Origin of the sequence: Paenibacillus uliginis N3/975 (genome assembly GCF_900177425.1) — a bacterium.
GTDB lineage: Bacteria > Bacillota > Bacilli > Paenibacillales > Paenibacillaceae > Paenibacillus_AQ > Paenibacillus_AQ uliginis.
Genome location: NZ_LT840184.1, coordinates 5,148,024 through 5,173,321, shown reverse-complemented (window position 1 = coordinate 5,173,321; position 25,298 = coordinate 5,148,024). Strand labels below are relative to the sequence as shown.

At 43.5% G+C, this 25,298-nt stretch carries 24 protein-coding genes; 19 read left to right on the top strand and 5 right to left on the bottom strand.

What is annotated here, in order from left to right; translation table 11 throughout:
• Positions 1–29 precede the first annotated feature (29 nt).
• On the bottom strand, positions 30–1,739 hold the full coding sequence (locus B9N86_RS24225) for a peptide ABC transporter substrate-binding protein (protein WP_208915655.1): 1,710 nt from the start codon (positions 1,737–1,739) through the stop codon (positions 30–32).
• Positions 1,740–2,310: 571 nt separating this feature from the next.
• Here B9N86_RS24225 and B9N86_RS24220 point away from each other — a divergent pair.
• Positions 2,311–3,399 carry an SMI1/KNR4 family protein gene (locus B9N86_RS24220; protein ID WP_208915654.1) on the top strand — a complete coding sequence of 363 codons (1,089 nt, stop codon included), beginning with the start codon at positions 2,311–2,313 and terminating at the stop codon, positions 3,397–3,399.
• Between the two features lie 344 nt (positions 3,400–3,743).
• Here B9N86_RS24220 and B9N86_RS24215 read toward each other — a convergent pair whose 3' ends face one another.
• A complete protein-coding gene (locus tag B9N86_RS24215) occupies positions 3,744–5,267 on the bottom strand; it encodes a flavocytochrome c (protein WP_208915653.1) in 1,524 nt (507 codons plus the stop codon).
• Positions 5,268–5,612: 345 nt separating this feature from the next.
• Here B9N86_RS24215 and B9N86_RS24210 point away from each other — a divergent pair, with 345 nt between their 5' ends.
• The 11 genes from B9N86_RS24210 to B9N86_RS24160 all read left to right on the top strand — a co-directional run bounded on the left by B9N86_RS24210 (position 5,613) and on the right by B9N86_RS24160 (position 16,357).
• Complete coding sequence (locus tag B9N86_RS24210; protein WP_210190611.1) at positions 5,613–5,858, top strand: hypothetical protein; 246 nt, start codon at positions 5,613–5,615, stop codon at positions 5,856–5,858.
• A gap of 611 nt (positions 5,859–6,469) precedes the next feature.
• Positions 6,470–6,982, top strand: coding sequence for a GNAT family N-acetyltransferase (locus B9N86_RS24205; protein WP_208915651.1), 513 nt, complete (start codon positions 6,470–6,472; stop codon positions 6,980–6,982).
• A gap of 293 nt (positions 6,983–7,275) precedes the next feature.
• A complete protein-coding gene (locus B9N86_RS24200) occupies positions 7,276–8,316 on the top strand; it encodes a helix-turn-helix domain-containing protein (protein WP_208915650.1) in 1,041 nt (346 codons plus the stop codon).
• 5 nt (positions 8,317–8,321) lie between these two features.
• Positions 8,322–9,575, top strand: coding sequence for an FAD-dependent oxidoreductase (locus tag B9N86_RS24195; RefSeq protein ID WP_208915649.1), 1,254 nt, complete (start codon positions 8,322–8,324; stop codon positions 9,573–9,575).
• A 249-nt stretch (positions 9,576–9,824) separates the two neighbouring features.
• Positions 9,825–10,739 carry a DUF5692 family protein gene (locus B9N86_RS24190; RefSeq protein WP_208915648.1) on the top strand — a complete coding sequence of 305 codons (915 nt, stop codon included), beginning with the start codon at positions 9,825–9,827 and terminating at the stop codon, positions 10,737–10,739.
• A gap of 410 nt (positions 10,740–11,149) precedes the next feature.
• Positions 11,150–12,085: a hypothetical protein gene (locus B9N86_RS24185; protein WP_208915647.1), complete on the top strand. Its 936-nt coding sequence runs from the start codon at positions 11,150–11,152 to the stop codon at positions 12,083–12,085.
• 126 nt (positions 12,086–12,211) lie between these two features.
• Positions 12,212–12,349, top strand: a complete 138-nt coding sequence (locus B9N86_RS24180; protein WP_208915646.1) for a hypothetical protein — start codon at positions 12,212–12,214, stop codon at positions 12,347–12,349.
• Positions 12,350–12,629: 280 nt separating this feature from the next.
• The gene (locus tag B9N86_RS24175) at positions 12,630–13,289 is read left to right on the top strand and encodes an HAD family hydrolase (RefSeq protein WP_208920711.1); all 660 of its coding nucleotides are present in this window, start codon (positions 12,630–12,632) and stop codon (positions 13,287–13,289) included.
• Between the two features lie 170 nt (positions 13,290–13,459).
• Positions 13,460–14,401, top strand: coding sequence for an AraC family transcriptional regulator (locus tag B9N86_RS24170; RefSeq protein WP_208915645.1), 942 nt, complete (start codon positions 13,460–13,462; stop codon positions 14,399–14,401).
• A 180-nt stretch (positions 14,402–14,581) separates the two neighbouring features.
• The gene (locus B9N86_RS24165; RefSeq protein ID WP_208915644.1) at positions 14,582–15,154 is read left to right on the top strand and encodes a GNAT family N-acetyltransferase; all 573 of its coding nucleotides are present in this window, start codon (positions 14,582–14,584) and stop codon (positions 15,152–15,154) included.
• An 84-nt stretch (positions 15,155–15,238) separates the two neighbouring features.
• Positions 15,239–16,357, top strand: coding sequence for an SGNH/GDSL hydrolase family protein (locus tag B9N86_RS24160; protein ID WP_208915643.1), 1,119 nt, complete (start codon positions 15,239–15,241; stop codon positions 16,355–16,357).
• A 69-nt stretch (positions 16,358–16,426) separates the two neighbouring features.
• Here the strand turns inward: B9N86_RS24160 and B9N86_RS24155 are convergent, their stop codons facing one another.
• Positions 16,427–17,404 carry an aldo/keto reductase gene (locus B9N86_RS24155; RefSeq protein WP_208915642.1) on the bottom strand — a complete coding sequence of 326 codons (978 nt, stop codon included), beginning with the start codon at positions 17,402–17,404 and terminating at the stop codon, positions 16,427–16,429.
• A 264-nt stretch (positions 17,405–17,668) separates the two neighbouring features.
• Positions 17,669–19,369, bottom strand: coding sequence for a DUF4127 family protein (locus tag B9N86_RS24150; RefSeq protein ID WP_208915641.1), 1,701 nt, complete (start codon positions 19,367–19,369; stop codon positions 17,669–17,671).
• A gap of 523 nt (positions 19,370–19,892) precedes the next feature.
• On the opposite strand from B9N86_RS24150, the gene B9N86_RS24145 reads away from it, so the two are divergent.
• From B9N86_RS24145 to B9N86_RS24125, 6 genes are all read left to right on the top strand, one after another.
• Entirely contained in the window at positions 19,893–20,237 is a 345-nt protein-coding gene (locus B9N86_RS24145) for a sigma factor-like helix-turn-helix DNA-binding protein (RefSeq protein WP_208915640.1), read from the top strand.
• Positions 20,238–20,242: 5 nt separating this feature from the next.
• Complete coding sequence (locus tag B9N86_RS24140) at positions 20,243–20,407, top strand: hypothetical protein (protein ID WP_244562835.1); 165 nt, start codon at positions 20,243–20,245, stop codon at positions 20,405–20,407.
• Between the two features lie 258 nt (positions 20,408–20,665).
• Positions 20,666–20,887 (top strand): hypothetical protein, encoded by a 222-nt coding sequence (locus B9N86_RS24135; protein WP_208915638.1) that lies wholly within the window; start codon positions 20,666–20,668, stop codon positions 20,885–20,887.
• Positions 20,888–21,014: 127 nt separating this feature from the next.
• On the top strand, positions 21,015–22,367 hold the full coding sequence (locus tag B9N86_RS24130) for a helix-turn-helix domain-containing protein (RefSeq protein WP_208915637.1): 1,353 nt from the start codon (positions 21,015–21,017) through the stop codon (positions 22,365–22,367).
• A 5-nt stretch (positions 22,368–22,372) separates the two neighbouring features.
• Positions 22,373–22,501 (top strand): hypothetical protein, encoded by a 129-nt coding sequence (locus tag B9N86_RS30720; RefSeq protein ID WP_280174957.1) that lies wholly within the window; start codon positions 22,373–22,375, stop codon positions 22,499–22,501.
• Between the two features lie 172 nt (positions 22,502–22,673).
• Positions 22,674–22,853: an aspartyl-phosphate phosphatase Spo0E family protein gene (locus B9N86_RS24125; RefSeq protein ID WP_208915636.1), complete on the top strand. Its 180-nt coding sequence runs from the start codon at positions 22,674–22,676 to the stop codon at positions 22,851–22,853.
• 335 nt (positions 22,854–23,188) lie between these two features.
• On the opposite strand, the gene B9N86_RS24120 is transcribed toward B9N86_RS24125, so the two are convergent.
• Positions 23,189–24,601 carry a helix-turn-helix domain-containing protein gene (locus tag B9N86_RS24120; protein WP_244562834.1) on the bottom strand — a complete coding sequence of 471 codons (1,413 nt, stop codon included), beginning with the start codon at positions 24,599–24,601 and terminating at the stop codon, positions 23,189–23,191.
• Positions 24,602–24,798: 197 nt separating this feature from the next.
• Here B9N86_RS24120 and B9N86_RS24115 point away from each other — a divergent pair, with 197 nt between their 5' ends.
• Positions 24,799–25,257 (top strand): MarR family transcriptional regulator, encoded by a 459-nt coding sequence (locus tag B9N86_RS24115; RefSeq protein ID WP_244562833.1) that lies wholly within the window; start codon positions 24,799–24,801, stop codon positions 25,255–25,257.
• The last annotated feature ends 41 nt before the right edge of the window (positions 25,258–25,298 follow it).

Here is a 25,298-nt window from a genome sequence, read left to right as displayed (position 1 = left end):
TCATACCGGGCAGGACGCGAGCTGCGTCGTTATTCGAAGTAACCCCGGCTGTAGTTGATCATTCCCTGATAATCGATAAACACGTTCTTGAGATTCGGCTTCTTGAGCCCAACATTCGTGTAGTAGTACAGCGGAAGAATGGCCTGATCCTGCTCGATCATCATGCGCTCCGCCTTTGCCATTAATTCCATCCGTTCCTTGTTATCCAATGATTGCTTCGCCTCCCGGACGAGCTTGTCGAATTCCGGATTGCTGTAACCGATATCATTGTTGCCGCTTCCGGTCATGTACAGATCGATGAAGGACATTGGGTCGTTATAGTCGGTCGTCCATCCAGCTCGGGCCATCTGATAGTTGAGCGCGGTCCGGTTCTTCAGGAAGACGCCCCATTCCTGGTTCTCGATTTTCACTTTGATGCCGAGATTTTTGCTCCACATGTCGGCGACGGCCTCGGCTACCTTTTTGTGACTTTCATCGGTATTGTAGGCGAGCGTAAATTCAGGCATGGCGGACAGTCCCAGCTCTTCGAGCCCCTTTTGCAGCAGCGCCTTCGCTTCTTCTATATTTTCTTTGAGATAATCGTCCTTGTGTTCGGAGCGGTATTCGCCTTTCTCGCCCGCGATTCCCGGAGGAACGATGCCAAATGCGGGCAGCTGTCCGCCGAGAGTCACCTTGTCGACAATCAGCTGGCGGTCGATCGCCCTCGACAGCGCTTTGCGGATGTTGACGTTATTGAACGGTTCCTGCTTATTGTTGAACAAATAGTAGTAGCTGGAGGCGATTCCCTTAATCTCCAGTTCGTCCGGTTTCGTCTCCTTTAAAATTGGAATTTGCTCGTTCGGAATGCGTCCGGTCGGCATGCCGGCGTAATCAATCTGGTCGGACTCGTACATGTTCAGCTCCGAGCCCGAATCGTCGACCATGGACATTTGCACCTTAGTGAATTTAATTTCATCCTGGCCGTAGTAATGCTCATTTTTCACCATCTCCAGCGAGCTTTGCTGCTTCCATTCGCTGATTTTGAACGGGCCGTTCGAAACAATGGTGCTGGCCTCAGATGCCCATTTCGGATTGTCTTTGACGGAGGAATGAACCGGGAAATAGGTCTGGAATGAAAGAAGACTTAAAAAGTACGGAGTGGAATGCTCCAGCTCGACCTCAAGCGTGTTGGCATCGACAGCCTTGATGGCTACCGAATTTGGGTCGACGTTCTTCCCGGTGTTGTATGCTTCCGCGCCCTTGATATAGTACAGCTGATAGGCGTACGGCGGTGCCGGCTCCATCTTTGGATCGAGCACCCGCTTCCACGAGAACTCGAAGTCTCCCGCAGTGACGGGGTCCCCGTTCGACCATTTCGCGTCCTTCCGCAGATGGAAGGTGTACTTGGTCCCATCGGAGGAGGTATCCCATTTCTCGGCAGTGCCCGGGAGGACCTCGCCCTTGTCATCGATCCGCGTCAACCCTTCGAACAGACCGTTCAGCACGGCGAATGCCACGGTGTCTTGCGCCTGACCGGGATCAAGCGTTGGCGGGTTCGAATGCAGATTAAAGCGGAATACCTGTTCCTTTGGCGGCGATTCGGTCTTGCCTCCAGGTGCCGGATCAGCGGGCTTTTCATTGTTCTTCGCCGGAGGCGATGATGAGTTGTTGTCTTGGCCGCCGCTGCTGCCGCAAGCACTCATAAAAGCGCTTACGATTAGTAATAGTGTCAGCACGGCCAGCATGGATTTACGTCTCATACGCATAGCGTACCCCTCTCTTGATATGAAGTGGTCCACCTGGCCGGAGGCAAGATGATGAAGCAGAATCGATGCAGCCATCGGTGTATACCCTATCATTCTATAAACATGCCAACTCGTCTCTATTTATTCCCATTTGTGATAAATTTTCATGGTGAAAGTCATGGAAGGCGAGATTTTCCAGCGTGGAGCGGGGGCAGAAGCGGGTCTTTAGGTTCAAGCCGGGCGTGAGCCCGGTCAACTACAGAAGAGTAGCCCTTAAAAAGAGCTGTCTGATTTAGTGGTGACAATTCGGATCATGTGGATAAGGCGGGGAGTATTGGGAAAACGAAGGCTTGACATGTAGCGCCTCAACAATAATTTAGAGGAATTTCCCTAAGCAAGCCAAAAATAATGTTATAATTTGGATTGTACATACACACCTTGAGTGGGCGTATTTCCTCCTTGTGAAGGAGGTGGTGCGATGAACATTTCGTTCGGTGAAGTAATAACCTTCGGGATCTTCCATTAGGCCTCAATAACGGTAACGACCCGGATGATTCTCCATTTTAATTCAAAATGAGGTGCAGGCATGAACGAAATCAACTGCAAGAGCGAATTCATTACAAGAGTGGAACAGATGTTGGAGCATTATCAAAGTCTCTATGACGGAAATGGTCCGTATGTTTTGAATGATCAATTAACGGCGGATCAAATAGAGGAATTTGAAGCCGCGGCAAAGGTAGTGCTGCCGCAAGATTATAAGGATTTCCTGCTTCATATCGGAAATGGCGGCAAACAAGGCCATCACGGCAGACCGTTTCCTCTGTCTCTATCGCACGCGAAGGATTGCATTGAATCCAATCTAAATACCACTATTGGACTTGAATATATGAGCCTTCCCTTTTCCTTGGAGAGCTGCAATCGATATTTTGGGGATGGCTTTGAAAACATTGATGAAGATCTTGCAGATGAAGAATATGATCGGATGGTTATGGAGGCTTTGCACGGAACGATTACGCTGCATAACGATGGTTGCGGTTATTATATCGTCATGATTGTGTCAGGCGAGCATGCGGGCAAGCTTTACTACATTGATACATGTCATGGGCAGGGTACTTATCCGGTTAGCAACTCATTTAGCGATTATTATATCAAGTGGTTAGACCGTAAAATAACGGAGAGGCTGGCCCACCTGGAACATAACGACAAATTTTCATGCGTCATTACCAAGGTGAAGTTGGGCGGAAGCGTTAGGGATTTGCATGTACGCAAGGATCAGTATCATTATTCGTTTCAGTTTGAATATTTTTATCCAGGCGACTTTGTAAGGGAAGGCGGATACTCGGAACATACCCGGGTTGGTGATCGGCTCGTGGTTTCCTTATATATGGAGCATAAATCCTGGATGCCTTTGGAGCTTGAAAAAATAGAAGAACAGGATGAACGCGGGGCACTTCAGCCGCTTACCGTCATTGGCGAACGGTCTGAGCATATTGTAATTGGACGGGTGAACCGGTTGTTTATGCATGATCCAGGCGAAAAGTGTTTTCCGTTATATGTGGAAGGGCTGGAACAGGAAGTTTTGGTGAAGGGGCTTAAAGAACTCGTTGTTTCGGTAGGGGATGTTTACAAGATAAAAGGGCAGTTGAACGGGAATGTTTATAGGATTATGAGATGATGCGTAATGACGATTGAACTAGGGATTTGGAATATGAACGCGTGATAAAATAAGACATTCTCCATGCTACGGCATCATGTGCAAGCTTCTTTGCATGTGACGACGTAGCATTTTTTTGCCTGTTCATATTCAGTTTATATTGTCGTCATGAGGAGTGGCAGGAGAAGATGAGAGTGAGACAACAAGAGGAAAAGAAAACGGGGAATGGAACGAGAACAAAGAAAGTGCGAAACATTTTACTTAAAATCGTAGGAGGCAGCCCAATAAAAACAAGAAACGCTTGGACCATGATAGGCCCAAGCGTTTCTTGTTTTGCCGTATGAAAGATGCAGCCTATAGCTAGCTTATTGTGCTTTTACAAATTCAGCCGATTGTATACCAGCTTGGCGACCGAAAATAATAATCTCCGCAACAGAGTTGCCGCCGATCCGGTTTTGGCCGTGCAAGCCGCCTGTAAGCTCGCCTGCTGCATACAAGCCAGGAATGACTTCGCCATCTTTATTCAACACTTCTGTGTTCGTATTGATTTTCACGCCACCCATGGTGTAGTGAATACCAGGGGCAATTTTGATGGCATAGTATGGTCCACTGGACAAGTCGTTGTCCATTGCAGTTGTTCTGCCGAATTCGGCATCCTTTTTATCCTTCACTGCGTTGTTCCATGTATCCAGTGTGGTTTGGAGCTGATCTGCGGGAACACCCATTTCTTTGGCTAATGCCTCGATCGAATCGCCCTGAATGACAAAGCCCATTTTTTCATACTGCTGAATCGCTTTAGCGCGGGACTTTACGCCGGAATCAAATACAAGATAAGCCGATTTTTCAGGCAGTGTATTGATTGCAGCAGTGACATTGTCACGAGTGTCCAGCTCGTTTGCGAAACGTTTACCCTCACTGGAAACTAGGATCGCTCCTTCACCGCGAACCGCTTCCCCAATGAGATAGGATTTCTCTTGCTGCACTGTTGGGTGAACCTGGATTTGATCCATATCGACCGTTACACCGCCGAGTTTTTCAATCATTTTGATGCCGTCACCGGTGCTGCCTTCTTGGTTTGTTGTCACAAGACCTTTCAGATCGGAGCGAACCTCGGCAATCATATCCATATTGGAGCCGTAACCGCCGGCTGTTACAACGACAGCATCTGCTGTAATGTTTTTCTCATCAGTCTGGTTGAAGGTGACTTTGACGCCATTTACTTTGCCGTCTTGTTCCGTAATTTCCGTTACATTAGCGTTCACGAAAAGTGGGATTTCTTGTTCTTGTATGTTTTTTAGCAAACCGTTAACAAGGTATTGTCCTACCGCTGAGCCATCTTCAGGACGGTGTGTACGCTTTTCGCTCATACCGCCTGTAATCGTAATATTGTTCAACCGAATCCCAATGGAATCCAGCCAATCGATCGCACTTGCTGAATTGTCAACGAAGAAACGAAGCATCTCTTTGTCGTTTGTATCATGACCGCCTTTTAACGTCTCTTCATAAAATGAATCATTGCTGTCGTTAATGCCTTGCTCTTTTTGGAACTTAGTTTCAGAAGCGTTCATACCCGAAGATGATTTTGTTGTATTCCCGCCAGCAAGCGGCATTTTTTCAAAAATAACCGGGTTCATGCCTTTTTCTTTTGCCTCAAGTGCAGCAGACATACCAGCGCCACCTGCACCGACAATGATAATATCATATTTATCTTTTAGTTGATCGATTGGTGTATAACCGGCTTGAGACGCTCCCGAAACGGCTTCCGTTTCTTTGGTCTCTTCTTTTTTTTCATTGCCCTGACTCTGGTTTTGGTTCCCGTTGCCACATCCCGCGATCGCGAGCATGAGAGAGAGAACGAGAATAAGCGTTGTTGCTACGTTCTTTTTCATGTTTGACCCTCCGCTTTATATGTCTGTTATCTAGATGAACGTAAAGAACCCAACAAAAAAGAAGGGAGTAACGGAGAAATTGAGAAGTGGAGGAGCGTGAGCGTCGCCTTTGTTCTCCTAACTTCAAATCTTTCACGGTTACCCCCTGTCTGCATCGTTAGTCTTTTAGGTTCACTTCATTTTAATATACTATCAGCATATTTGTTGTGAATTGTTTCACAATAGTTGTTGAATTTTGTCGAATCGTCTTCTATACATTCCAAATACATCATCAATTCCCCTGCATATCCCTAATAGAAATAGCATCAGCCGTGGATTCAAAGAGACATTATCCTAGAATCATAGTTGAAATGGAGGATAAGAAATGTCAAAATCTTTTGGAAGAACTATGAAGACTTTTGGTATCATTGGATTGTGTCTTGGGGTGTTTTATTCATCCTTACGCAGGTAGGAGTCGAGATTCCAGTTGTGATCGGTACAATCTCTTATGAAGGTATGGCGGCTTCTCTCTTTTTACTGATTGGTTCGCCGCTCGTGCTGCTCGTCATTGGTATTATCGTTTCGCTGTTCAACTTGGGTGGTAAAAAGTAGCTCTGTATCGTGCTCAAGCCAGTTACTGAAGATAGGAAAGAATTCACACCACTTTCGAGACGCTTGCAATAAAAAACTACCGTTTGGTAGTTTTTTTGTTGCGACAACATTATAACTCTTCAACTACTACTGTACTGCCAAAATCTTCACTAAACAGGATTTCAATTAATTTGCCTGCCGTATATTCGGGTGTTTGTAGTGGTTTGAAATTTACAGGTGAACCTTAACGGACTCAGGTTCCGTTATATGGAGCGATTTCGTCTATTAGAGTGAGGTAACGGACTGAGGCAGCTATTTTCGCTTGTTTAAGCGGAATCGGGTATGTTTTGTGGAAATAACGGATTCTCAGTCCGTAACGATTGCAAATCTTCTCAATTGTAGCAAATAGCGGAATGTAAGTCCGAAATGCGCTCTGTCCGGGTTTTATCTCTATTTTCACACTGTGTGCAGCTTCCAGGGCGCGGTGAGGCTTTGCATGTAATTACTTATCGATTAACGGTAATCAACTAGTTTCAAAAATTTATTTTGGATTGGAGCCTTGTCTTTAAAGGATCTTTTCTTCCTATTATTGAAACAAAGATATAAGGTCAAATTTTTGAGGGGGAAAAGTAATGTTTATAAAAGCAGAAAGATTATTAATACGAACATTTGAGTTCAAAGATTGGGAAGCTGTCCATGAGTATACATCAGATATCAATGTTATGAAATACATACCCGAAGGGGTCTTTACTGAAGAAGATACAAGAGACTTTATAAATAAAAACATTGGTGAAAATGCTAAGAACTTTCCTGTGGTATTAATAGATGAAAATATCCTGATTGGTCATATTGTTTTTCATAAATATTTTGGTGAACATACGTATGAAATTGGTTGGGTGTTCAATCCTAAATATTTCAACAAAGGGTATGCTTCTGAAGCAGCACAAGCTACATTGAAATATGGGTTTGAGAAAATGAAATTACACAGAATTATAGCTACATGTCAGCCACAGAATACCCCATCATATCGAGTGATGGAGAAGGTTGGAATGAGAAGAGAAGGCTTTTTCAAGAAGTGTATACCACATGGAAATGAATGGTGGGACGAATATTATTACGCTATTTTAGAAGAAGAGTGGAAATAATGGAGGGTTCTAATGCGCTTGAGCCTATTAATCTATAGAAAATCTGGAACCGAAATATATGCGACTATTTTGGTATGGATTGGTGTTTCCCTTTTCACCACCCAACATTGTAACAATTTTAACATGTAATTCTAGTTATTTTTATTTACTGGAAAATTATAGTTTGTTAGCTTCGGGGCAAGCCCTGAAATGATCCGACGGGTCACAAACATGTAACTCATTTTATTGTCTGGAACCCCTTACTTTACTACAATAAGAGTAAGTACGACGGTTCAGGGAAAGGGGCGAAGCGATTGAACGAGAGCCAGAAGTATCAGGTTATCCTCCACGGAATGACAAGTAACAACGTGTCAAAGACGTGCAAGGAATTCGGTATTTCCAGAACTCTGTATTACCGCTGGTATAACGCCTATATGCAGGATGGAATGGCCGGACTTGGCAGCAAGGACCGCAGACCGGTGATGCCGAATCAGGTGGACAGAACAACGGAAAAGATTATTTTGCAATATGTGGCACGTTTTCCCCAGGATGGGCCCAAGCGGATCTACTATGAATTACAGGACGAAGGAGTACGGACGGGGGAATCCGGCATTTATAACGTACTACGCAGACACGGGCTAAACCGGAGAGAGGATCGGGAGCGATACGCCAGGGAGATCAAGGCCAAGAAGAGAACAAGCCGGGGAAAATCAAATTCTGCCGGAAACCAGGTGAAGCAGCAAAACCCACTGGACTACAACATGAACAATTCGGATCATGCGAGGCCCGGCTATATTTGTTTTCAGACCATCCAATACATAGGCAAGTTTCCGAATGTAGGGAAGTTATACCAGTACATCAATTTAGACTCCTATTCGCGACTAGCGCTGGTGAAGCTGTGCAATCAGAAGTCAACGATGCAACTTATTGATTTTATGCGCTTTAAGATCATGCCATTGCTGAGAACCTTTCATCTGGAGATCGATAATCTGGTAACCAACAAAAGCCAGGAATTCTCGACAGCCTGGGAGCGGGGAAACCACATGTATACAGAATATCTGCACAAGCACAACATTAACTCCGTTACCTATGGCGCCGATCATCCCGAGGTATTTCAGCCTTTGCATGAATTCACTACGGTTCTGGGAAAAGAATTTTATAAACCGGTTTGGCACGAGGGAAGAATAGATTCCTTTGACACGTTGGAGCAGCGCTTAAATGAATACATGAATTACTATAACTATACCCGTCCTCTCGGGGAGGGGAACAACCAAGGTAAAATCCCTTCTGACATTGTGCTTGATTTCAGAGGGGTTCAGGAGCCATTGCCGCTCTGGTTGTATACAAGGAGATGAGGGATATGATCAGGGACGGTGAAAAAATCGGGATCGTAGGTGCGGGAATCTCCGGCGTGACCCTCGCTTATGAATTGGGCAAGAAAGGTTACCGCCACGTGACGATTATGGAACAAGGGGACCGGGTTGGCGGCAAATGCCACTCGATCGAGTACAAGGGGAAAACCTATGAAATGGGCACCTTGATTGGTCTGCCGTCATACAAAATGACGATGAAGCTAATGGAGGAGTTTGATCTGCAGGATAAGGGCCCTCTGCTGGATCGTGGATTTTTCAACAGGGACGGGTATACAACCTCACAAATTCCTGTAGAGCAGCTGTCGGACTTTGCCAGAGAGTTCAAACATCTTCCGGAGCTGCTGGGTCGCTATGAATTCATTAAAGCCCCGGGGTTTGCTAATATTCCGCTGGAGCTATGCAAGCCTTTTGCCGCCTGGTGTGATGAAAACGGGTTGTTTGTACTCAAACAGGTGTTTATGCATTATTTCAGCGCATTTGGTTTTGGTAGCATCGATGAGGTCCCGGCGGCTTATGTTTTGAAGCTGCTTAATTACGATAACCTCATGTCATTTATTGAAATCACTCATATGATTTCCTGGCCCCAAGGGGTAACGGAGCTTGTCAAGCGCATGGGCGATCAGGCTTCGGATCTGCGGCTTACGTGCGGGGTGAATCGTATTGACAGGGAAGAGCCAGGCAGAGTCAGGGTTGAAACCGATCAAGGAACGCTGTACTTTGACAAAGTAATTTATACAGCCTCACTGCGGGATTTGCCAGACAAGGTGGATATGGCTCCTGAAGACCGTAAGCTGCTGGAGAGTATTATTTATGAGCGGTTTCGAGTTTACGCCTACAGGGTTGACAACATGCCGAAGCTGTCAGGTTACATTCCGGGTAATATGGGACCAGGACGCAAGGGCCAAATGATGGCTTGGTATCACAGATGGGCGGATCTAGCAGAGACGGATCTGATCACTGTATATGTGGCGGAAAGCGAAAGCATGAGTGATTCCGAAATGCGGGAGAGCATCGAGGCTACGCTTGCCAGTCTGGGGGGAGAAAATATCCGGCTTTACATGATGAAGTGCTGGAATCATTTTCCCCATGTGGACATGGACGCCCTTCAGAGAGGCTTCTATACACAGCTTGAACATATGCAGGGAAAATACGGCATCTACTTTGCGGGAGAAATTATGAATTTTCCTACGCTTGAGAACTGCATCATCTATGCCAAATCTTTGGTCGAACGGTATTTCTGACCTGCTGCAGCTTGTGTTATTCTGCAATATTTTACTTTCAAGTTTTGTTTACACTATATTGTAATGAATTCCATGATTCGCAAGCGGAGTTGCCGTGAAGGTAGCTCTACTGAAAAAGTGTAAACCTACCTTTAAAGCAAAGTCCGCGGGCCCTTGTCCTGAAAGGAATCTCGGGATTTGATGCTTATTCCGCCAAGCGCTATATTCAAGGCAGATAGGGATTGCATCATTGCAAAAGGAGGGTTATGCATGTTTTTTTTCGAAGCGATGCCTTGGTACTCGGTCTTGATGTGGTTTGTGGTGCTCGGGGGTTTAATGCTTGTGAATGAATTGGCGCGGATGAGCAAATGGGTGTCTCTGTTTCTCTTTCTTGTACTGCCGATCATTCTGACTGTTGCGGTATGGCCGAATACAGCGGGGGAAGGCTCTAGCGTAGGAACCTGGTTCCATTGGGTCAAAGTTTATTCCGCACTGGCAGGTTGTCTTGGTTTTATGGCCTTGAGGTACATTAAAGGGTGGGACAAGAACAAGTACGTCTTGATGTTCCCAGCTTTCATTCTCGCTCTCAATATTCTTGAAGCGGTGATCCGCGATTTCCAGGTGTACAGTTTAAATGGAATTGTGGACGGCGTCATGATGATCGGCGGACCATGGAATATTATGAACGGAATCGCCGGTTTGCTGAACATTATTACTATTTCCGGTTGGATGGGCATTATGGTAAGCAAAAACCGGTCCAAGGACATGGTATGGCCGGATCAACTTTGGTTTTGGATCATTGCTTATGATATCTGGAATTTTGCTTATGTGTACAACTGTGTTTCCGACCACTCGTATTATGCAGGTGCAGCGTTGCTGATCTCCTGTACGATTCCGGCATTCTTCTTTAAAAAAGGGGCGTGGCTGCAGCACCGTGCTCAAACGCTCGCGATCTGGATGATGTTTACGATGTCGTTCCCGACATTTGTCGGAGAGTCCAAATTTGCGGTACAGTCCTCCCACAGCGAAACGGCATTGTGGGTAGCAAGCGCCTTGTCCCTGGCCGCAAATATCGCGGTATTCGTATATCACTTCTACAAGATTTCCAAGCATAAACGCAATCCGCTCAAGGTGGAAGTGTACACGGATTTGAAAGCATATCAAGCGGTCGCCGAGCATAATTAAAGACCTCGGCCGGTAAGAGAAAGAGAAGCTGCAGCGGTGGAGGCTGTAGCTTCTCTTTTTGTTGTCCGGCGGTATGATGAGCTGACTCTGGGAAATCAGTTGCGCGGTTTGAAATTTTTGCTTTATCATTTCAATCCTACTCATCTTCCGTGATTAATTAATGCCGTTTGCTGAGAAATAAAGCAAAGGGCATTTTGCTCTTTAAAGAGGAGTATAGAAACTAGGCTACTTATTATCATAACAAATATTTAGGAGCCGATGGATAGACGTATAGTGTAAGAATCGCCACGGTCGTTCACAATTATGTATAAATTTCAGTGTTGAATTATAGGGTTGGGGGGTATATTATATCGAGTAGGAGAGGAACTCCTCTGAATTGGATGACTACTATATAAAAAGGAGTAATTCTCATGAATTCCGTTATTTCTAAAAAAAAAACGGTGATCTCATATACTATTGCATTAGCTTTTATATTAACAATGGTTGCAGCTGCTGTTCTTTTTAAGGATAGAGAGATCATATTACCTGAAATTGCTGCCATGGCAATCGCCTTGTGGGCGTACCGTGAAGCCGGGTGGATCAGACAGCCATCGAAGATTTTTGTAGCACCGTCGTTTACAGCTGTGATCGGTTTTGCCGTGAATCAGTTGGATATCGCTTATGTAGGAAAGGTCATTCTTACGCTGTGCTTGATGATGCTCTTCTTGCGGGTCATTCAATCGAACCTCGCAGCATCTCTCGCAACAGGCTTATTGCCCTTGGTAACGAATGCACAAGAATGGTCGTTTATTGTATCGGTATTCGCGTTCACCTTTATATTGATGCTTGGGGTTCTCACATTCCGGTTGAATAAAGGGCTGGAAAAGAAAGTGAAGATTCACTATAAATATATGGTTGTATATTTGGGGCTGAGTTTCATATGGATTGGATTAACCTGGATCGCAGGCTATCCACAATTTGCAGTGATCCCATCTATTGCGGTTGTCGTGTATGAAGTACTTCAGAAGCCAATGTACAATGGCAAAATGGTGCTTAAACAAGTGATGGCGCTCACTTTATCTGCGACTGTTGGAACTGTGATGTACTTTGTTATTGATTCATGGATTTTAGCTACGCTTATCGATATGATCTTGATGTTCGTGCTGCTTAGAATTGTTGGAATCAGACTGCCAGCCGTATTTGCCTTTCCGCTGCTGCCGTTTGTCTTCCCTGAACATGTTGTTCCAATGATTCCATTAGGTGCATTCATTGCATCTGTATTCTTGTTTGGCGGAGTACTGGCGTACAAGAAATGGGAAAGACAGCAAGCGATGAAAGTCTCATCTGGCTCTGTTGATCCTGTTTAATTGCAGTATCACATAGGTCATCATAGGGGACGACCACCGTCATGCGACGCCGTACCGCCGCGCACGGGGAGTGCTGCATCATGTTTATTATGAATGACATCATGTTAAGGAGAGGAGGTGAGACATATGGAGAAGAGTAGCTGCTGTAAAACAAAAACCGAAGATCCTATAGTTATGGATACTCCTGCTGAAACAAAATCCTGCTGCAAAACAAGCAAGAGCGAAGAGAGCAAGAGTGAATCAGGTTGCTGCAAAGCAGGATAAGGATAACGCGAACTAGATGATACCAAATATTCTATAGAAAAAAACCAAGTGTTTTTGGAATTTATATATGCGCGGGTGGACATCCTCGTGTGCAACATCAAATAGTCCCTATCTTGTGAGAGAATGGGACTATTTGGCGTTGGAAAAATCTATCCCAATCTATAATTTCACTATAAATAGCCACTAGATATTGACACTAGGGTGTGAACAGCAGACAATGTGGGGGGAGGCCTGAGGCATTTTAGGGCATTCACATGCGGCTATCAAGGAGGATAAAATGATAAAGGCAATTGTTTTTGACTTTGATGGATTGATCATCGATACGGAAACCGTATGGTACAATGCGTTTAAAGATGTGCTTCGAGACTATGACTTGGATTTTCCGATGGAGGTATTTACGAAATGTGTAGGTACGCATGATAAAGCGATTCATGAATTCATTGAAGAGAAGTTAGGTCTGGAAAGCATCGAAACGATTATGAATTTAGCGAAGGAAAACCACAGATCCGAGGTGGATCTGCTGGAAATCAGAGAAGGCGTTAAGGACTACTTGTCAGCAGCGAAAGAGATGGGGCTCAAAATAGGTCTGGCTTCAAGTTCCAACAGGGAGTGGGTTGAAGGGTTCCTGACAAAACTTCAGATCATTGACTTCTTTGATACGATCAAGACGGGAGACGAAGTTGAAAAAGTGAAGCCCGACCCGACGCTGTACATAAACGCTCTTGAGGCTTTGAATGTTAAAGGGAGCGAAGCTGTAGCTTTTGAGGATTCGGCCAACGGGGCAAAAGCCGCAATCGCAGCGGGCATGAAATGTGTTATCGTGCCTAATGAAGTGACCAAGGAGATTAGCTTCGAGAAATATCATTTAAGAATTAATTCTATGGGTGAAATGAGTTTAGCCGAGGTCATTAAACATATAGATAACGATACAGCCATGTAGTGGAAACCAAATAAATATGAGTCAGTAGAATACTGATCATTTAAAGAAAAGCGCCAATTACCGGCGCTTTTTCTTTTGGCTCAAAGCTATAGCATATTCCATAATATTACTGCATTAAAGTATAATTCAAATAAAGATAGACCAGAAAAACCGTAAAGGAAACACCTCAAATGAACAACGAATACGTCAAAAGAATGAATGCGGTCATTCAGTATATCAAGGACAACAGTTCCGAACGAATTACGTTGGAGGAGCTGGCGGAACATTCTAATTTTTCGAAGTTTCATTTTAGCCGAATATTTACGTCGATCGTGGGCGTAACCCCCATCGCATATGTGAATCAGGTTCGTCTGCACAATTCGATACAGTACTTAACAGATAGTGACCGGACAATTTTGGACATCTCACAGCTTTGTGGGTTTGAGTCGGTAACAACTTTTAACACGGCATTTAAGAAGTTTTATAATCGGACGCCCAGTGAAGTTAGAGCAAGCGGGAGCAATAATAGCAATATTTCATTGATAGTTAGCAATAATGAGAAAGAGTTATTCCATCCTCTGAATTACGATGAACACAGAAAAATAAGTCATTTTCTGAGGAGGATATGGGATATGAACGTTACGATTAAGGAGCTTCCTGCATACGAGGTTGCATATGTCAGACATATCGGCAGCTATTTGGACACCCATCTGGCATGGAGCGTATTAGGGAAGTGGGCCAATGAGCATCAGCTTACCCCAATGAGTCAGTATTTTATCGGTATTTCGCTAGATGATCCTGCCACGGTGGAAGAATCCGAGTGCAGGTACGATGCTTGTATCACGCTGCCAGAGGATTTTGTTAAAAAGAATACAGATGTGGTTCAGTTTAAGACGCTGAGCGGCGGAACGTATGCCTTATATAACTTCTACGATACGGTCGACAAGCTGGCTATCGCGTACCAAAGCTTGTTTGATCAGTGGCTGCCGAACAGCGAGTATGACTCTGACGATAGACCATGCCTTGAGTTCTGTATGAATGATCCTGCGAACGATCAGGAAGGGAAGTGCAAGGTTGAACTTTACATCCCTATTAGAGGTTGTTCAAAAAGTCCGCTTTTGATCACGAAGTGAATCAGGAAGTGGGCTCGTCATCGAATCTTGAATTCAGCCGGTCCTTCCGGTGCTCACGTACCCAAAACGTACGCTCCGCTCCTTAGTCCCTAGCTTTATCCAACCTTCTCGGTGCTGAAAACCGACCTTTTTGAACACGCATTATTTAAGAAGAGAATCTTGGCAGAGAGGGGATAAACAATGGATATCGAGGCCGTGTTCGGGCAATTTCCTACGATAAAATCGGATGAGTTTATATTGAAGAAGATTGACGTGAGTCATCTTGATGAGGTTTACGAAATTTATAATAATGACCGTGTGTTTGAATATTGCGGCATCATTCCTAAACATAACAAAAACACCGTGAAGTCGATGATCGGACATTTTGAAAGGGATTATAACAAGAGAACGAGAGTTAAATGGGGTATATTCAGCAATCAAAAACCTGAGCGGCTGGTTGGCATTATTGAAGCTTCTGACTTTAATCAAAAAGTGAATATGGTGACCATCGGTTACTTTTTGGCGGAGTGTAATTGGGGACAAGGGATAGCTACGAACGCAGTTGCGATGCTGCTTCGGTATTTGTTCGAAGAGGTACAGGTCAATCGGATTCACGCTGAGGTGATGCCGCCCAATGAAGCTTCCAAAGAGGTATTGTTAAAGAACGGCTTCACGAAAGAGGGCATGTTAAGACAAGCTTCCTTATGGTCAGGAAAAGGAATTGTTGATCTGGAGATTTACAGCATTTTGAAACAAGAGTATGAAGAGAAGTAATAGTAGATTCTTGTTTACAAATGCTGGAGATACGATTAGACTGGGGATGCCAAAACATACCTATCCATTTGGAGGCGAAATGTAATGGAGAAGCACAATCGGGAAGAAGTATCCCCACATCAATTAGATCAAAATATGAAGGCCCAGAACGTTGTGACAGATGAACTGACGTGGCATTCTCCGCTCGATGAGCCATTCCGGGTATCCGGTCTTGCCTGGTTTGAAAGTAATCGTCTCTACCGGAGACTTCCGGCAGTGCCGGATTATCCGATACCGTCTGCTGTCGATATTTTAGCTAACTGTACGTCAGGTGGACAAATTCGGTTCCGTACCAATTCACGATACATATCTGTTCGGGTTCGCTTAACAGCGGGATCTGGTATGTATCATATGCCCCCGACTGGGGAATGTGGTGTAGACGCTTACACAGGCGGGCCGGGTAACTGGTTATTCGCGGGTACTGCGAACTTCACGCCAGGGCAACTGGAATATGAGAGTCGGCTATTCGTTAATGAGAACAGGGAATGGCGCTCCTACATGCTGAATTTGCCGCTCTATCAAGGGGTAAAAGAGATGTGGATTGGTCTAGATTCAGAAGCGGAAATCTCTTCACCGGAATCCTATGATTCGGACAAAAGAATTATCCTTTACGGCACCTCGATTACACAAGGCGGATGCGCGGCACGTCCAGGCATGTCCTATACGAATATTTTGAGCCGTAGAATCAATAGAGAATTCATCAATCTAGGCTTTTCCGGAAACGGGAAGGGTGAGCCTGAGCTTGCACATCTCATAGCGCAGATTGATAATCCAGCCTGTCTGGTCATTGATTATGAAGCGAATTCCTGTGGCACGGAACAGTACAAGAAAACTCTGCCTGCATTTATCCGAATTTACCGTGAAGCTCATCCGGATGTGCCGATTATTCTCGTCTCAAGATTTCCATACGGTGCAGAAAGGTTTAAGCCGGAGCTTGTTCAGGAGCGGCTGGAGCGAAGGGATTTCCAAGCTGATCTGATACAGAGTCTGACGGATGCGGGTGACCACAGACTTACCTTTGTTGATGGAACCAACCTGCTGGGTAGCCATCCGGGTGAGGCCACGGTAGATGGCGTTCATCCGACGGACCTCGGCTTCATGATGATGGCGGATTATCTTGAACCGATCTTCAAGCAGGTTCTTGCGAGCGCTGATCAAACATAAAGACATAAAAAAGATGACTTCCTACGGAGCAATCCGGAAGTCATCTTTTTGCATTGTGAACCTATTTATCTATTCTAAGCGATACGTTGCAAACGGCTTTCCGTGAACAAACGGATCACTTACTTCATCCAATTTCTTGCCAAGCTCCGGATCGATATGAATGTCCAGGCTTTGCATATTGCTATCCAGCTGTTCGGTACGAGTAGCGCCCACGATAACCGTGGAAACAGCGGGACGGTTCATGAGCCAAGCCAGCGAAAGGGCACTTGGTGTATGGCCGTTCTCTTCAGCCAGACGGCTTACCTGCTCTCCAAGCTGGATGTTCTTACTTTCCAGGAACCGATTGAAGTTCGGGTCGGTTTCCGCCCGGGAACCGGATGGGACTTCTCCGTTGCTGCTGTTATATTTCCCGGTCAGAATCCCACCCGCCAGCGGGAAATACGGAATAATGCCGACACCCTGATCCAAGCATAATGGAACAAGCTCAAGTTCTGGCGTACGGTCCGCAAGTGAGTAGCTGGTCTGGGTGGAGGTGTAGCGGATATAACCATTCCGTTCGCTGATCCCGATCGCTTTCATGATTTCCCATGCAGCATAATTCGAGGCGCCAACGTACCGCACTTTTCCGGAAGAGACCATGTCATCGAGCGTTCGTAGCGTTTCTTCTAGCGGTGTGTTCGGATCGAATGTATGGATTTGATACAGGTCTACATAATCGGTTTTTAACCGACGTAAGCTGTGCTCCAGCTCCTGCATGAGATGGTAGCGCGATGAACCCCGTTCGTTCGGTCCGTCAGCTCTTGGAAGTCCGGCCTTTGTTGCCAGTACGGCGTTATGGCGTCTGCTAGCCAGCGCTTCCCCAATGATCCGCTCCGATTCAGTATTAGCGTAAATGTTGGCCGTATCGATAAAATTAATGCCATGATCTAGCGCGTGATGGAGAATACGGTTGGACGTTTCCTGGTCAGCCCGTTTGCCAAAAGCATTGGTGCCGAGCCCCAATTGAGAGACTAGGAGTCCGCTCTGCCCAAGACGGCGATATTGCATAATATCCGCTCCTTTAGTGAGAGTGATACCAGACTCATAGAACCAACGCTCCGTCCCTGTTTACCACTTGGATTATAGGTTATCTGAACGAAGGGTGACTAAGAGTCTGCTATCCTTAGATAACCCCAGTATAACCAATCTGCCTGCGCTGGTCCAAGCATAGGTGGATTATACGAATGATCTATTTCGATACCGTCGAAATAGATCATATCGCGCAAGTCATCCAGAGCGTGGTGCGGCGTCGCATGACGTCGGCCGACCAGATCAGGACAATGTAACCTCAGGGTTCACAGTAATCTCGAAAGCCCGATGCCAGATATAGTTCGGGTTCTCAAATGCGGTTGAGGCACTGGCATATTCCGCATAGGACCATGTCCCCCCGCAGATTTGGCGGATACTGCATGAGGCAGGAGACTGACCAATTTGGAAGGCGTTTTTGCAGGCAAGGGTACCTGTGTGTGTCTGCATTCGATCCTGTAAGACGTTAAGCACATAATTATAATCGCTCTCTGAATTGAAGAGCAGAAAATTCGCATCAGAGTATGGAATGTTCGTATATAGAGTATTGGCTCTGGAATACTGCCGAATCTCTCCAATGGTCAACGTCTTATAATAGTAGTCTTTCAAGAATCGCTTGAACAAAAGCGAACCGTGTGCGTTTACCGCCGCATCAAGGGCTGCGGAGTGTGTTTCTGTAGTCAGGTACGCATACCGGGCTTGCCCCATCCCGATCGCAATTCCGATCTTATTGCCGGCTGTATTCCATCCACTGTATCCGAGAATTTGTCCTGTGGATGGACTGCTGAGCAGCGCCTCTGTAACCGCTGAGTTCGCGGCACCTCCGGCGACGAAATCAATGACGACAGTCGGAACACGGTTCGAGGCATTGGATTCAATTCGACTTACCGCACTGGATACCTGATTAACGTCTGTAACCGCAATGATCTCCACATCAGGGCAATCACTAACCAGCTGGCCGCCTACAATATCCACGTGATGGCTGATATTTTCATGCACACTCATATATTCGTAAGGGTTAATGATTGTGGAACCATGTGGTCCGAAGTATTGCACCGTATATCTCGGTTTAGCTGATATGCATAATAGATGATTGGCCATTCGGGCCATGAGTGAATGGCCGAGGCCGTCCGCGTCAGGAAGAATGACAACACGGTCAGGATTTTGTCCGTCCGTTCCCCCCAGACAAGCTGTAATATAGCCCTCCACAAAGGTGATTTCGTTGGCCTGAACGCCTTGCGTAGAGGAGTCATCGACACCAATCGCAAGAAAATCAATATAACCTAATCGAGCAAGCTTATCCAGGATGTAATAGTTCGATTTGAATTTGTGGCGACGAGCTTCATAATAATGCTCTTTGTTGAAGGTGGTTGTGCTTTCGTATGGAGTGCCGTCCGGTTTTATGTCATAGCCATTCAAAATTCCGTTGAAATCACACACTTCTTTACGTGGTTGTTTCATGAAGCTGCGGGATTCATCATAAGCGTTCTGAAATACACCTTCAACATAAGTGGTTGTAGCCAGACGCATAATCGTATCCAGAACATAGACCGGTTTACTCGGACAGGATTCTTTAACCAGACGAATAGCGTCCAATAAATTTGTTGTGGAAGGATCGTAGTTGGGATAACTTCCGCTCCCGCTGCTCCGCAGACGTCTGCTTCCGATTAATCCTCCGTAAGCAAGCATGTCTGCCGAAATAATGAAGCCATCTACAGAGTCTGCGTGATCGAGAATAAATTGGCGGATGTTCGGCATGTTTCCAAAGATCGGTGAAGAAGTGCTTTCCAGAATGGAGCATGATGCTGTTTTTTGTGAATCCAAACGGTTAGTAATATCGCTAATGCAAGGCGTAATAACCTCGATTCCGGCGGATCTTCCTTGAACAATAACATCATCCAGGTTCACCGGACGATCATCTAATGGCACATACAGTACTTTTTTCATATAAACATCTCCCTTTATCATTTATTGATAGGCTACATGCAAAAGGGAAGTGAAGAAATCAAAATGAACCTCTTCCCAAGTTCATTTTATTCTTTATTGCGGGTGCCTTCACCTATATAGGTAATTCATATATACAAATTACAACCGTTAGGATGAATTTTTTTAAAATCAGTAATTCCTGTGGAAATCCAATAGTAAATAGTGGTATATTGTTAATTAATAAGAACGGGTGTTCTCATTTTGTTGTGGTTAGTCTAATAAGATTGAATTAACCGAAATAGAAACTTCAACGGAGAAGGCGGAATTATTCTGGAGAAACGTTAGTGGTCGCCCGAAAGCTTTCCACAGGAAAGCTCGCATCGGAAGCATAAGCTGTCCCCGGATTTCAACGATTGAATAAACTTATAAAAGAAATCCGGGGGCAACAGCGATTGGAAGAATAATCTGCATTCATAGTGATGCTTAGGCTAAGAATCTTAATTCATCTTATATAAAAATGAATCCAAACAGAGGTGATTGTACAATGGATAAACAGCAGACAGCCTACGAACGTCTTAAGGTCCAGGTTGACCGTATTGGCTGGAGAATTCAATATCGTGCCAAAACGATTAGAAAACGAGAGTATTCCTTCTATGATTTAGAATATATGCGAACGGATGTCTCTTTTACAGATGGCTCCGAGAATCGAATGATGATTGAACAACTCATCAATACACTACCTCCTCAAGGCAAGTTGATTATCTATAAACTTTATATACAAGATCAGACCGAATCCGAAGTCGCCCTTCAACTAAATATGAGCCAACAGGCGGTGAATAAATGGAAACGAAAAATGATAGAGCAGTTGTCCCAGACTGTGAGCTCCTAGCATTGGTGCGTGCTGTACAACAAGATGATCCGGAAGCGATGGTGCAACTGATAGAATTGTTTAAATACGACATTGTTTGGGCAAGTCAATTCATTCAATTGCCCCAAGAGGATGCCGTATCGGAGATTGTAGTGGAGCTTCTGGAATATATCAAGAACAGTGTAGAATAACCACAGATTCTTCCAACCTTGGATGTTTTGTTATGGCTTTGATTTGACTCGACCCGTTTCTTATAAATCAGACATGATAGAGGAATACGTAGAGCTTTTGCCCGTGTAATGCGGGAGAGGCTCTTTTTTTAATTTTTTTGACTAAACATAATTAAGACTCCATTTTAGTTGATGAAATTACGATAAAAGATATAGAAGGAAGTGTGTTTAAAAACTGAAAAAATAGAATAACTTAGATAATGCGAGGAGACCATGAGTATGAATGAAATTGAGGAAGTTGAGTTGCTTAGAGGGAGACCACGCAAATATAAGAAGCGGAAACGAAAAAAATTAGAATATGGAATGGAAGTAGAATCGAATTTCAACTGGAAATTAATAATTTATGCTGTTTTTGCTTTAATAATGTGTTTATTAATTTTTTGGTTAGTTACATCTACTTCTTTATTAGATAGTCTTAAAAAGTTGTTTGTTTTAGGGTAAGTAATTTAACCTCATTAAGATTTAATTGACAGGGTGTAAAAATCATCTATAGTATTACTTATATTGGAATGTTATACTAAATTGTGGATGTTGCAAGTGTTAATGTTTTATTTGGAGGTTGTTTGATTTGATACATACAACCACGATACGATCAGAAATGGAAAGTTACCTGAATAGAACCGGGTTAACGATTAATCAATTTGCAGAAGTATCCAAGGTTAACTCCGGGACGATCAGTACGATCATCAAGGGAACCAGGCCTATTGCCATGCAGCAGCTAGACCGGATTGTATTGGCTATGGGACTTCCCGAAGGCAGTTTTTATGAATTATATGTAGATGAATGCTTTGTTCAATCCCCCAATTGGCGGCGTTTGCGACCATTCTTATACCGTTGTACAGAATTGGACAAGCTAGAATGTATTCAGCGAGTCGTTCACCTCATGATGGATAACCTTTCTTACATTCCGGCGCTTTTTGATACAGCTGAGGATTTCTTTAACCAGGGCAAGTTTGCTGCTGCGGCTATTATTTATGAGAGTATTACCGAAAGCGAGAAGTATCAGCATTCCGAGCGCTTAGCTCTTTGCCATTATCGATTATTCACCATCTCATTAAGTCATGATCAGGAACAGAATCTTCGGGCAGCTACTAGACTTGAGGGTTTTGTCGAGCGGCTGGATGTTATAGACCAGCTTGATGCGCTAAAGGATTTAGTGAATATGTACTATTCTCTCAGAAAATGGGATAAAGTGGATGGAATGGCCGCTATAATGGGAAAGAAGGCATTAATCCAATACAATTATAGGTATGAACAGGCCAGAAGAAGCGATAAGCATCGAGAGCCTAAACGTCCGTTGTTTACTTATATCGTATACTCTCACTTAATGCGTTCGGCTATCTGTGAAGAATACGGCGATTATGAGCAAGCCTTGCAGTATATTCCCTTATATTCTGATCTGAACTGGGTGAGAGAGGACACGGAAGAGGCTAAGCAGTTGATAGAGAAGTTCAAAATGTGGGCTACGGCGAACACTTACTTATGTCATCTGATGATGGGAAAAATTGAGGTGCTTCAGGAATATGTAGCGTTTATCGAATCGCAAGAAAATGAAATTATTCATGCAGTAACTAATATTCTTCAAGCAGCAAATCGCTTTGATTTTAATATAGACGATATTCTTATAAAATTTGAATTACAAATTACTCTGTTTATCGATAATTATGGAACTACAGGGAAGTATACCGATCAAGTATTAATGAATAAATTTACCTGTCTCTTGACCGAGCTTTCTACTTACTATTGGCACCGTGAGAGATATGAGACTGGTATAAAGTGTGTACTGATTGGATTGGAAACGGCTATAGAAATTCATAATGATGATGCGATTCTCAAGTATGTAAGACTGTTTGAGCTGTTCCGACATGTGTCATCCAAAGAAGCACAACATAGATATCATAAATTAATTTGTGAGGTGTAAAAGAAATGAAAAGAAAATTAGTTGTACTGTTGACCACTGCTCTTGTAGTTATGTCGATTGCGATTCCTGTAAGTGCTTCTTCTGCACAGCCTCCGATTCAGACATTTAATCACGGTGCTGGATACGATCTTTAATATCTAAAGAAGCTAAGCTATATCATTTGCCAGCCGAAACCGGCTGGTCTTTTTTTGTTCCCGAACAATGATAGGCCATATTCGTATTCATCTATTAGATTAATGCAATACATCTATAAATCTATATTTTTACATTATATCCTAAAATATTACATAAGGAGGTGGCGATCAAATGTTACATGACGAAGTCATACGGCAGCGCATAGAGGAGTCTAGACAACTGCTGTATCAACTGGAAATGCAATATGGTTTGCGGCACCCCAAAGTGCTTAAACAATCTATGCATCTTGACGAACTAATTAATCGATATAACAGGGTTAAATATAGAGAAGGCATGAAGCCTATTGCTTAAAATAAACAAATCATTTCCTTATAACACGGGGCTTAAGTATCTGTTTTATTTATGGGCACCTTATCATAAATGTTCATATTTATATTGGCTCAAAACCGAAATTTGCGCTATATGAGGCCACCACTGAAAAAGACAAATATATCTCCTTAAGCACAAAACGAGCCTTAGAAGGGATTATAAAGGCTCGTTTTTCTTTGATAGTATTTTTATATTTGTAAATAATGTATTACCAACCACCCTCACCATGGCTATTCGCGGAATAGAGGATTTTTGGAATTGAAGTTGCTTGATCAGCTGAACTTATACTAACGGGTAAGATAAGGACGACTCCTAAACTAATGATGAATGAGAGTACCGCTAATTTTTTCTTCATCTGGATTATAAACCTCCTTCATAATTGCAGCGTATTTTTGAAGATTGGAATTATCTAACTTATGTCGGATATTCTCTATCATGCTGCAGCACCTCACCATATTCGCTGTATTGTTAATTTTAAACGAGATTACCAAACTTTCCAATATATATTTAAAACCCTTTTTAATATTATCTTTTTTTAAATAATATAAACCGACATCTGTTAGAAAATTTGCAAAGCGATCGTCCATAATATGAACTGTGTAACTACCGATAGTTCCTGATAATTCGAGTTGATCAGATATGAGATCTTCAAACCTTTCAAGATACTTATCAATATCAAAATGATAGTAATTTGCTGCTTGAACGATTTTAAATAAAGCTCTTAGAATCTCATCTTTTCGGGAGGAGATATACTCTACATACTCATCAAGTATAGTAGTATTTCCAGTCATTAATCTATACAGGTAACCGTTGCCTATAGCCCATTCCCGGAATTGATTTTTTGTAAGTTCAGCTAATTCATCCGTTTCTATAATCCAACTTTGATCCTCATAACATGATAGATAATAAAGTGCCTGCTCGTAATCGCCGTTTTCAGCAGATATTGCGCCTAACAGCAAATCAGAGTACAAAATGTATCCAAACAATGGTTTTTTTGGCTCTATGTATTTTCCGTTACGTTTCTTTCTGTAATTCTTCTGTTCATAAAGATACCTGGAGATACGCCCCATTTCTTGTGCATAGTATCTTGCTTTATTCCACTTTCGTAAGGACAAAAAAATATTTGTTAAATCTTTCAAAGCATCTAATTGCTCTGATTCACTAAGACGTGAAACATAGGATTCAAATTGTACTGCGCACTCCAGATTATTTTCCTGGTCCTGACTTAATGAGCATGTAAATATCCTATATTGACACAAAGCCAACCGCTCAGCGTGTTGGTATTTTTCACTTTCGGCAACTGTCTTGAAAATAATTAATGCCGCTTCTTTATTTTCGTTTTGATATAGTGTTTCTGCACTATCGAAAAGCAAAGAAGAATAACTTAGATTATCCATCGTCATACCAATAACTTGATCAATACATTGTAATTTACCTAGTTCGGCACATCGCATGATAAACGGCCCAAGCCGTCTCCAGTCAAGTGATGATTGCATAAAGCACTCATCTGCATATAAAGTATAAAAGTATCCTTCTTCCAAATTCATTGCTCTTGTAATTAAATCAAGGTGTGATACGGAAATGGATTGATTGCCATTGATGATTCTACTAAGAGTTCCTGAATTGATTCCCGACTTATCTGCGAAGGAAGAGATGCTAATATTTTCTTTCTTTATGTAGCGTATTAACTCTGCACTGATCGTCTTGTCTGCAGGCTCCAAAGATATCACCCCCCAGATACAAATCCAATATTTTCAAAAACTATTTACATAAGTAAGTTTATGCATAATTATACCAATGGTCAATATTTTTCGCTTCGAATATCTCAGCCGCCATCGATGAAGAGCAATTTCGCCCTTGTCATTTCTAAAAACTTATTTTATTATATGTTAGACAGCTTAAGAATAAAGGTGGTTTACGATTTAAGGTGGATAATGTAAATGAAGATTTTGTAAGTTGTGTTAAAGAGATGAATGAAGCCGAGTATTTGATCAACGCGCTGCTACTGCACGAATATCGCTCGTTATTAGACGATGAGATTACAACGAAACAGGCATTGCTGCTGGAATTGATTCATAAACATCAGAGAATGACCGTACGGGAAATTGCGGATCAGATGGAGGTTTCCTCTAGTGCGGTAAGCCAGATTATTGGCAAGCTTGAGAAAATGGGGTACGTGAAGCGGGAGATTAATCTCCAAAATCGGCGTGAAATTATTGTGCAGATAGGATCGCAAGGAGTCACCTATTTTGCTAAGCAGGATAAGGTGGAGAGAGAGATTATTGAACGGTTTTATGCGAAAATGGAGTTTGAAGAGGTCCAGCAGCTCCTGCAATTAACACTGAAATTAAAGGAAATTGTGGAGCAGGAATTAAGCAGATCTTAGGTCGACCGCTGAACATACAACGCCCCACCGCACGCTGGGAG

Coding starts and splice junctions, on each gene's coding strand:
- B9N86_RS24225 (WP_208915655.1), bottom strand. CDS start 1,739: ATGAGACGTAAATCCATGCTGGCCGTGCTGACACTATTACTAATCGTA.
- B9N86_RS24220 (WP_208915654.1), top strand. CDS start 2,311: ATGAACGAAATCAACTGCAAGAGCGAATTCATTACAAGAGTGGAACAG.
- B9N86_RS24215 (WP_208915653.1), bottom strand. CDS start 5,267: ATGAAAAAGAACGTAGCAACAACGCTTATTCTCGTTCTCTCTCTCATG.
- B9N86_RS24205 (WP_208915651.1), top strand. CDS start 6,470: ATGTTTATAAAAGCAGAAAGATTATTAATACGAACATTTGAGTTCAAA.
- B9N86_RS24195 (WP_208915649.1), top strand. CDS start 8,322: ATGATCAGGGACGGTGAAAAAATCGGGATCGTAGGTGCGGGAATCTCC.
- B9N86_RS24190 (WP_208915648.1), top strand. CDS start 9,825: ATGTTTTTTTTCGAAGCGATGCCTTGGTACTCGGTCTTGATGTGGTTT.
- B9N86_RS24185 (WP_208915647.1), top strand. CDS start 11,150: ATGAATTCCGTTATTTCTAAAAAAAAAACGGTGATCTCATATACTATT.
- B9N86_RS24180 (WP_208915646.1), top strand. CDS start 12,212: ATGGAGAAGAGTAGCTGCTGTAAAACAAAAACCGAAGATCCTATAGTT.
- B9N86_RS24170 (WP_208915645.1), top strand. CDS start 13,460: ATGAACAACGAATACGTCAAAAGAATGAATGCGGTCATTCAGTATATC.
- B9N86_RS24165 (WP_208915644.1), top strand. CDS start 14,582: ATGGATATCGAGGCCGTGTTCGGGCAATTTCCTACGATAAAATCGGAT.
- B9N86_RS24160 (WP_208915643.1), top strand. CDS start 15,239: ATGGAGAAGCACAATCGGGAAGAAGTATCCCCACATCAATTAGATCAA.
- B9N86_RS24155 (WP_208915642.1), bottom strand. CDS start 17,404: ATGCAATATCGCCGTCTTGGGCAGAGCGGACTCCTAGTCTCTCAATTG.
- B9N86_RS24150 (WP_208915641.1), bottom strand. CDS start 19,369: ATGAAAAAAGTACTGTATGTGCCATTAGATGATCGTCCGGTGAACCTG.
- B9N86_RS24145 (WP_208915640.1), top strand. CDS start 19,893: ATGGATAAACAGCAGACAGCCTACGAACGTCTTAAGGTCCAGGTTGAC.
- B9N86_RS24135 (WP_208915638.1), top strand. CDS start 20,666: ATGAATGAAATTGAGGAAGTTGAGTTGCTTAGAGGGAGACCACGCAAA.
- B9N86_RS30720 (WP_280174957.1), top strand. CDS start 22,373: ATGAAAAGAAAATTAGTTGTACTGTTGACCACTGCTCTTGTAGTTATG.
- B9N86_RS24125 (WP_208915636.1), top strand. CDS start 22,674: ATGTTACATGACGAAGTCATACGGCAGCGCATAGAGGAGTCTAGACAA.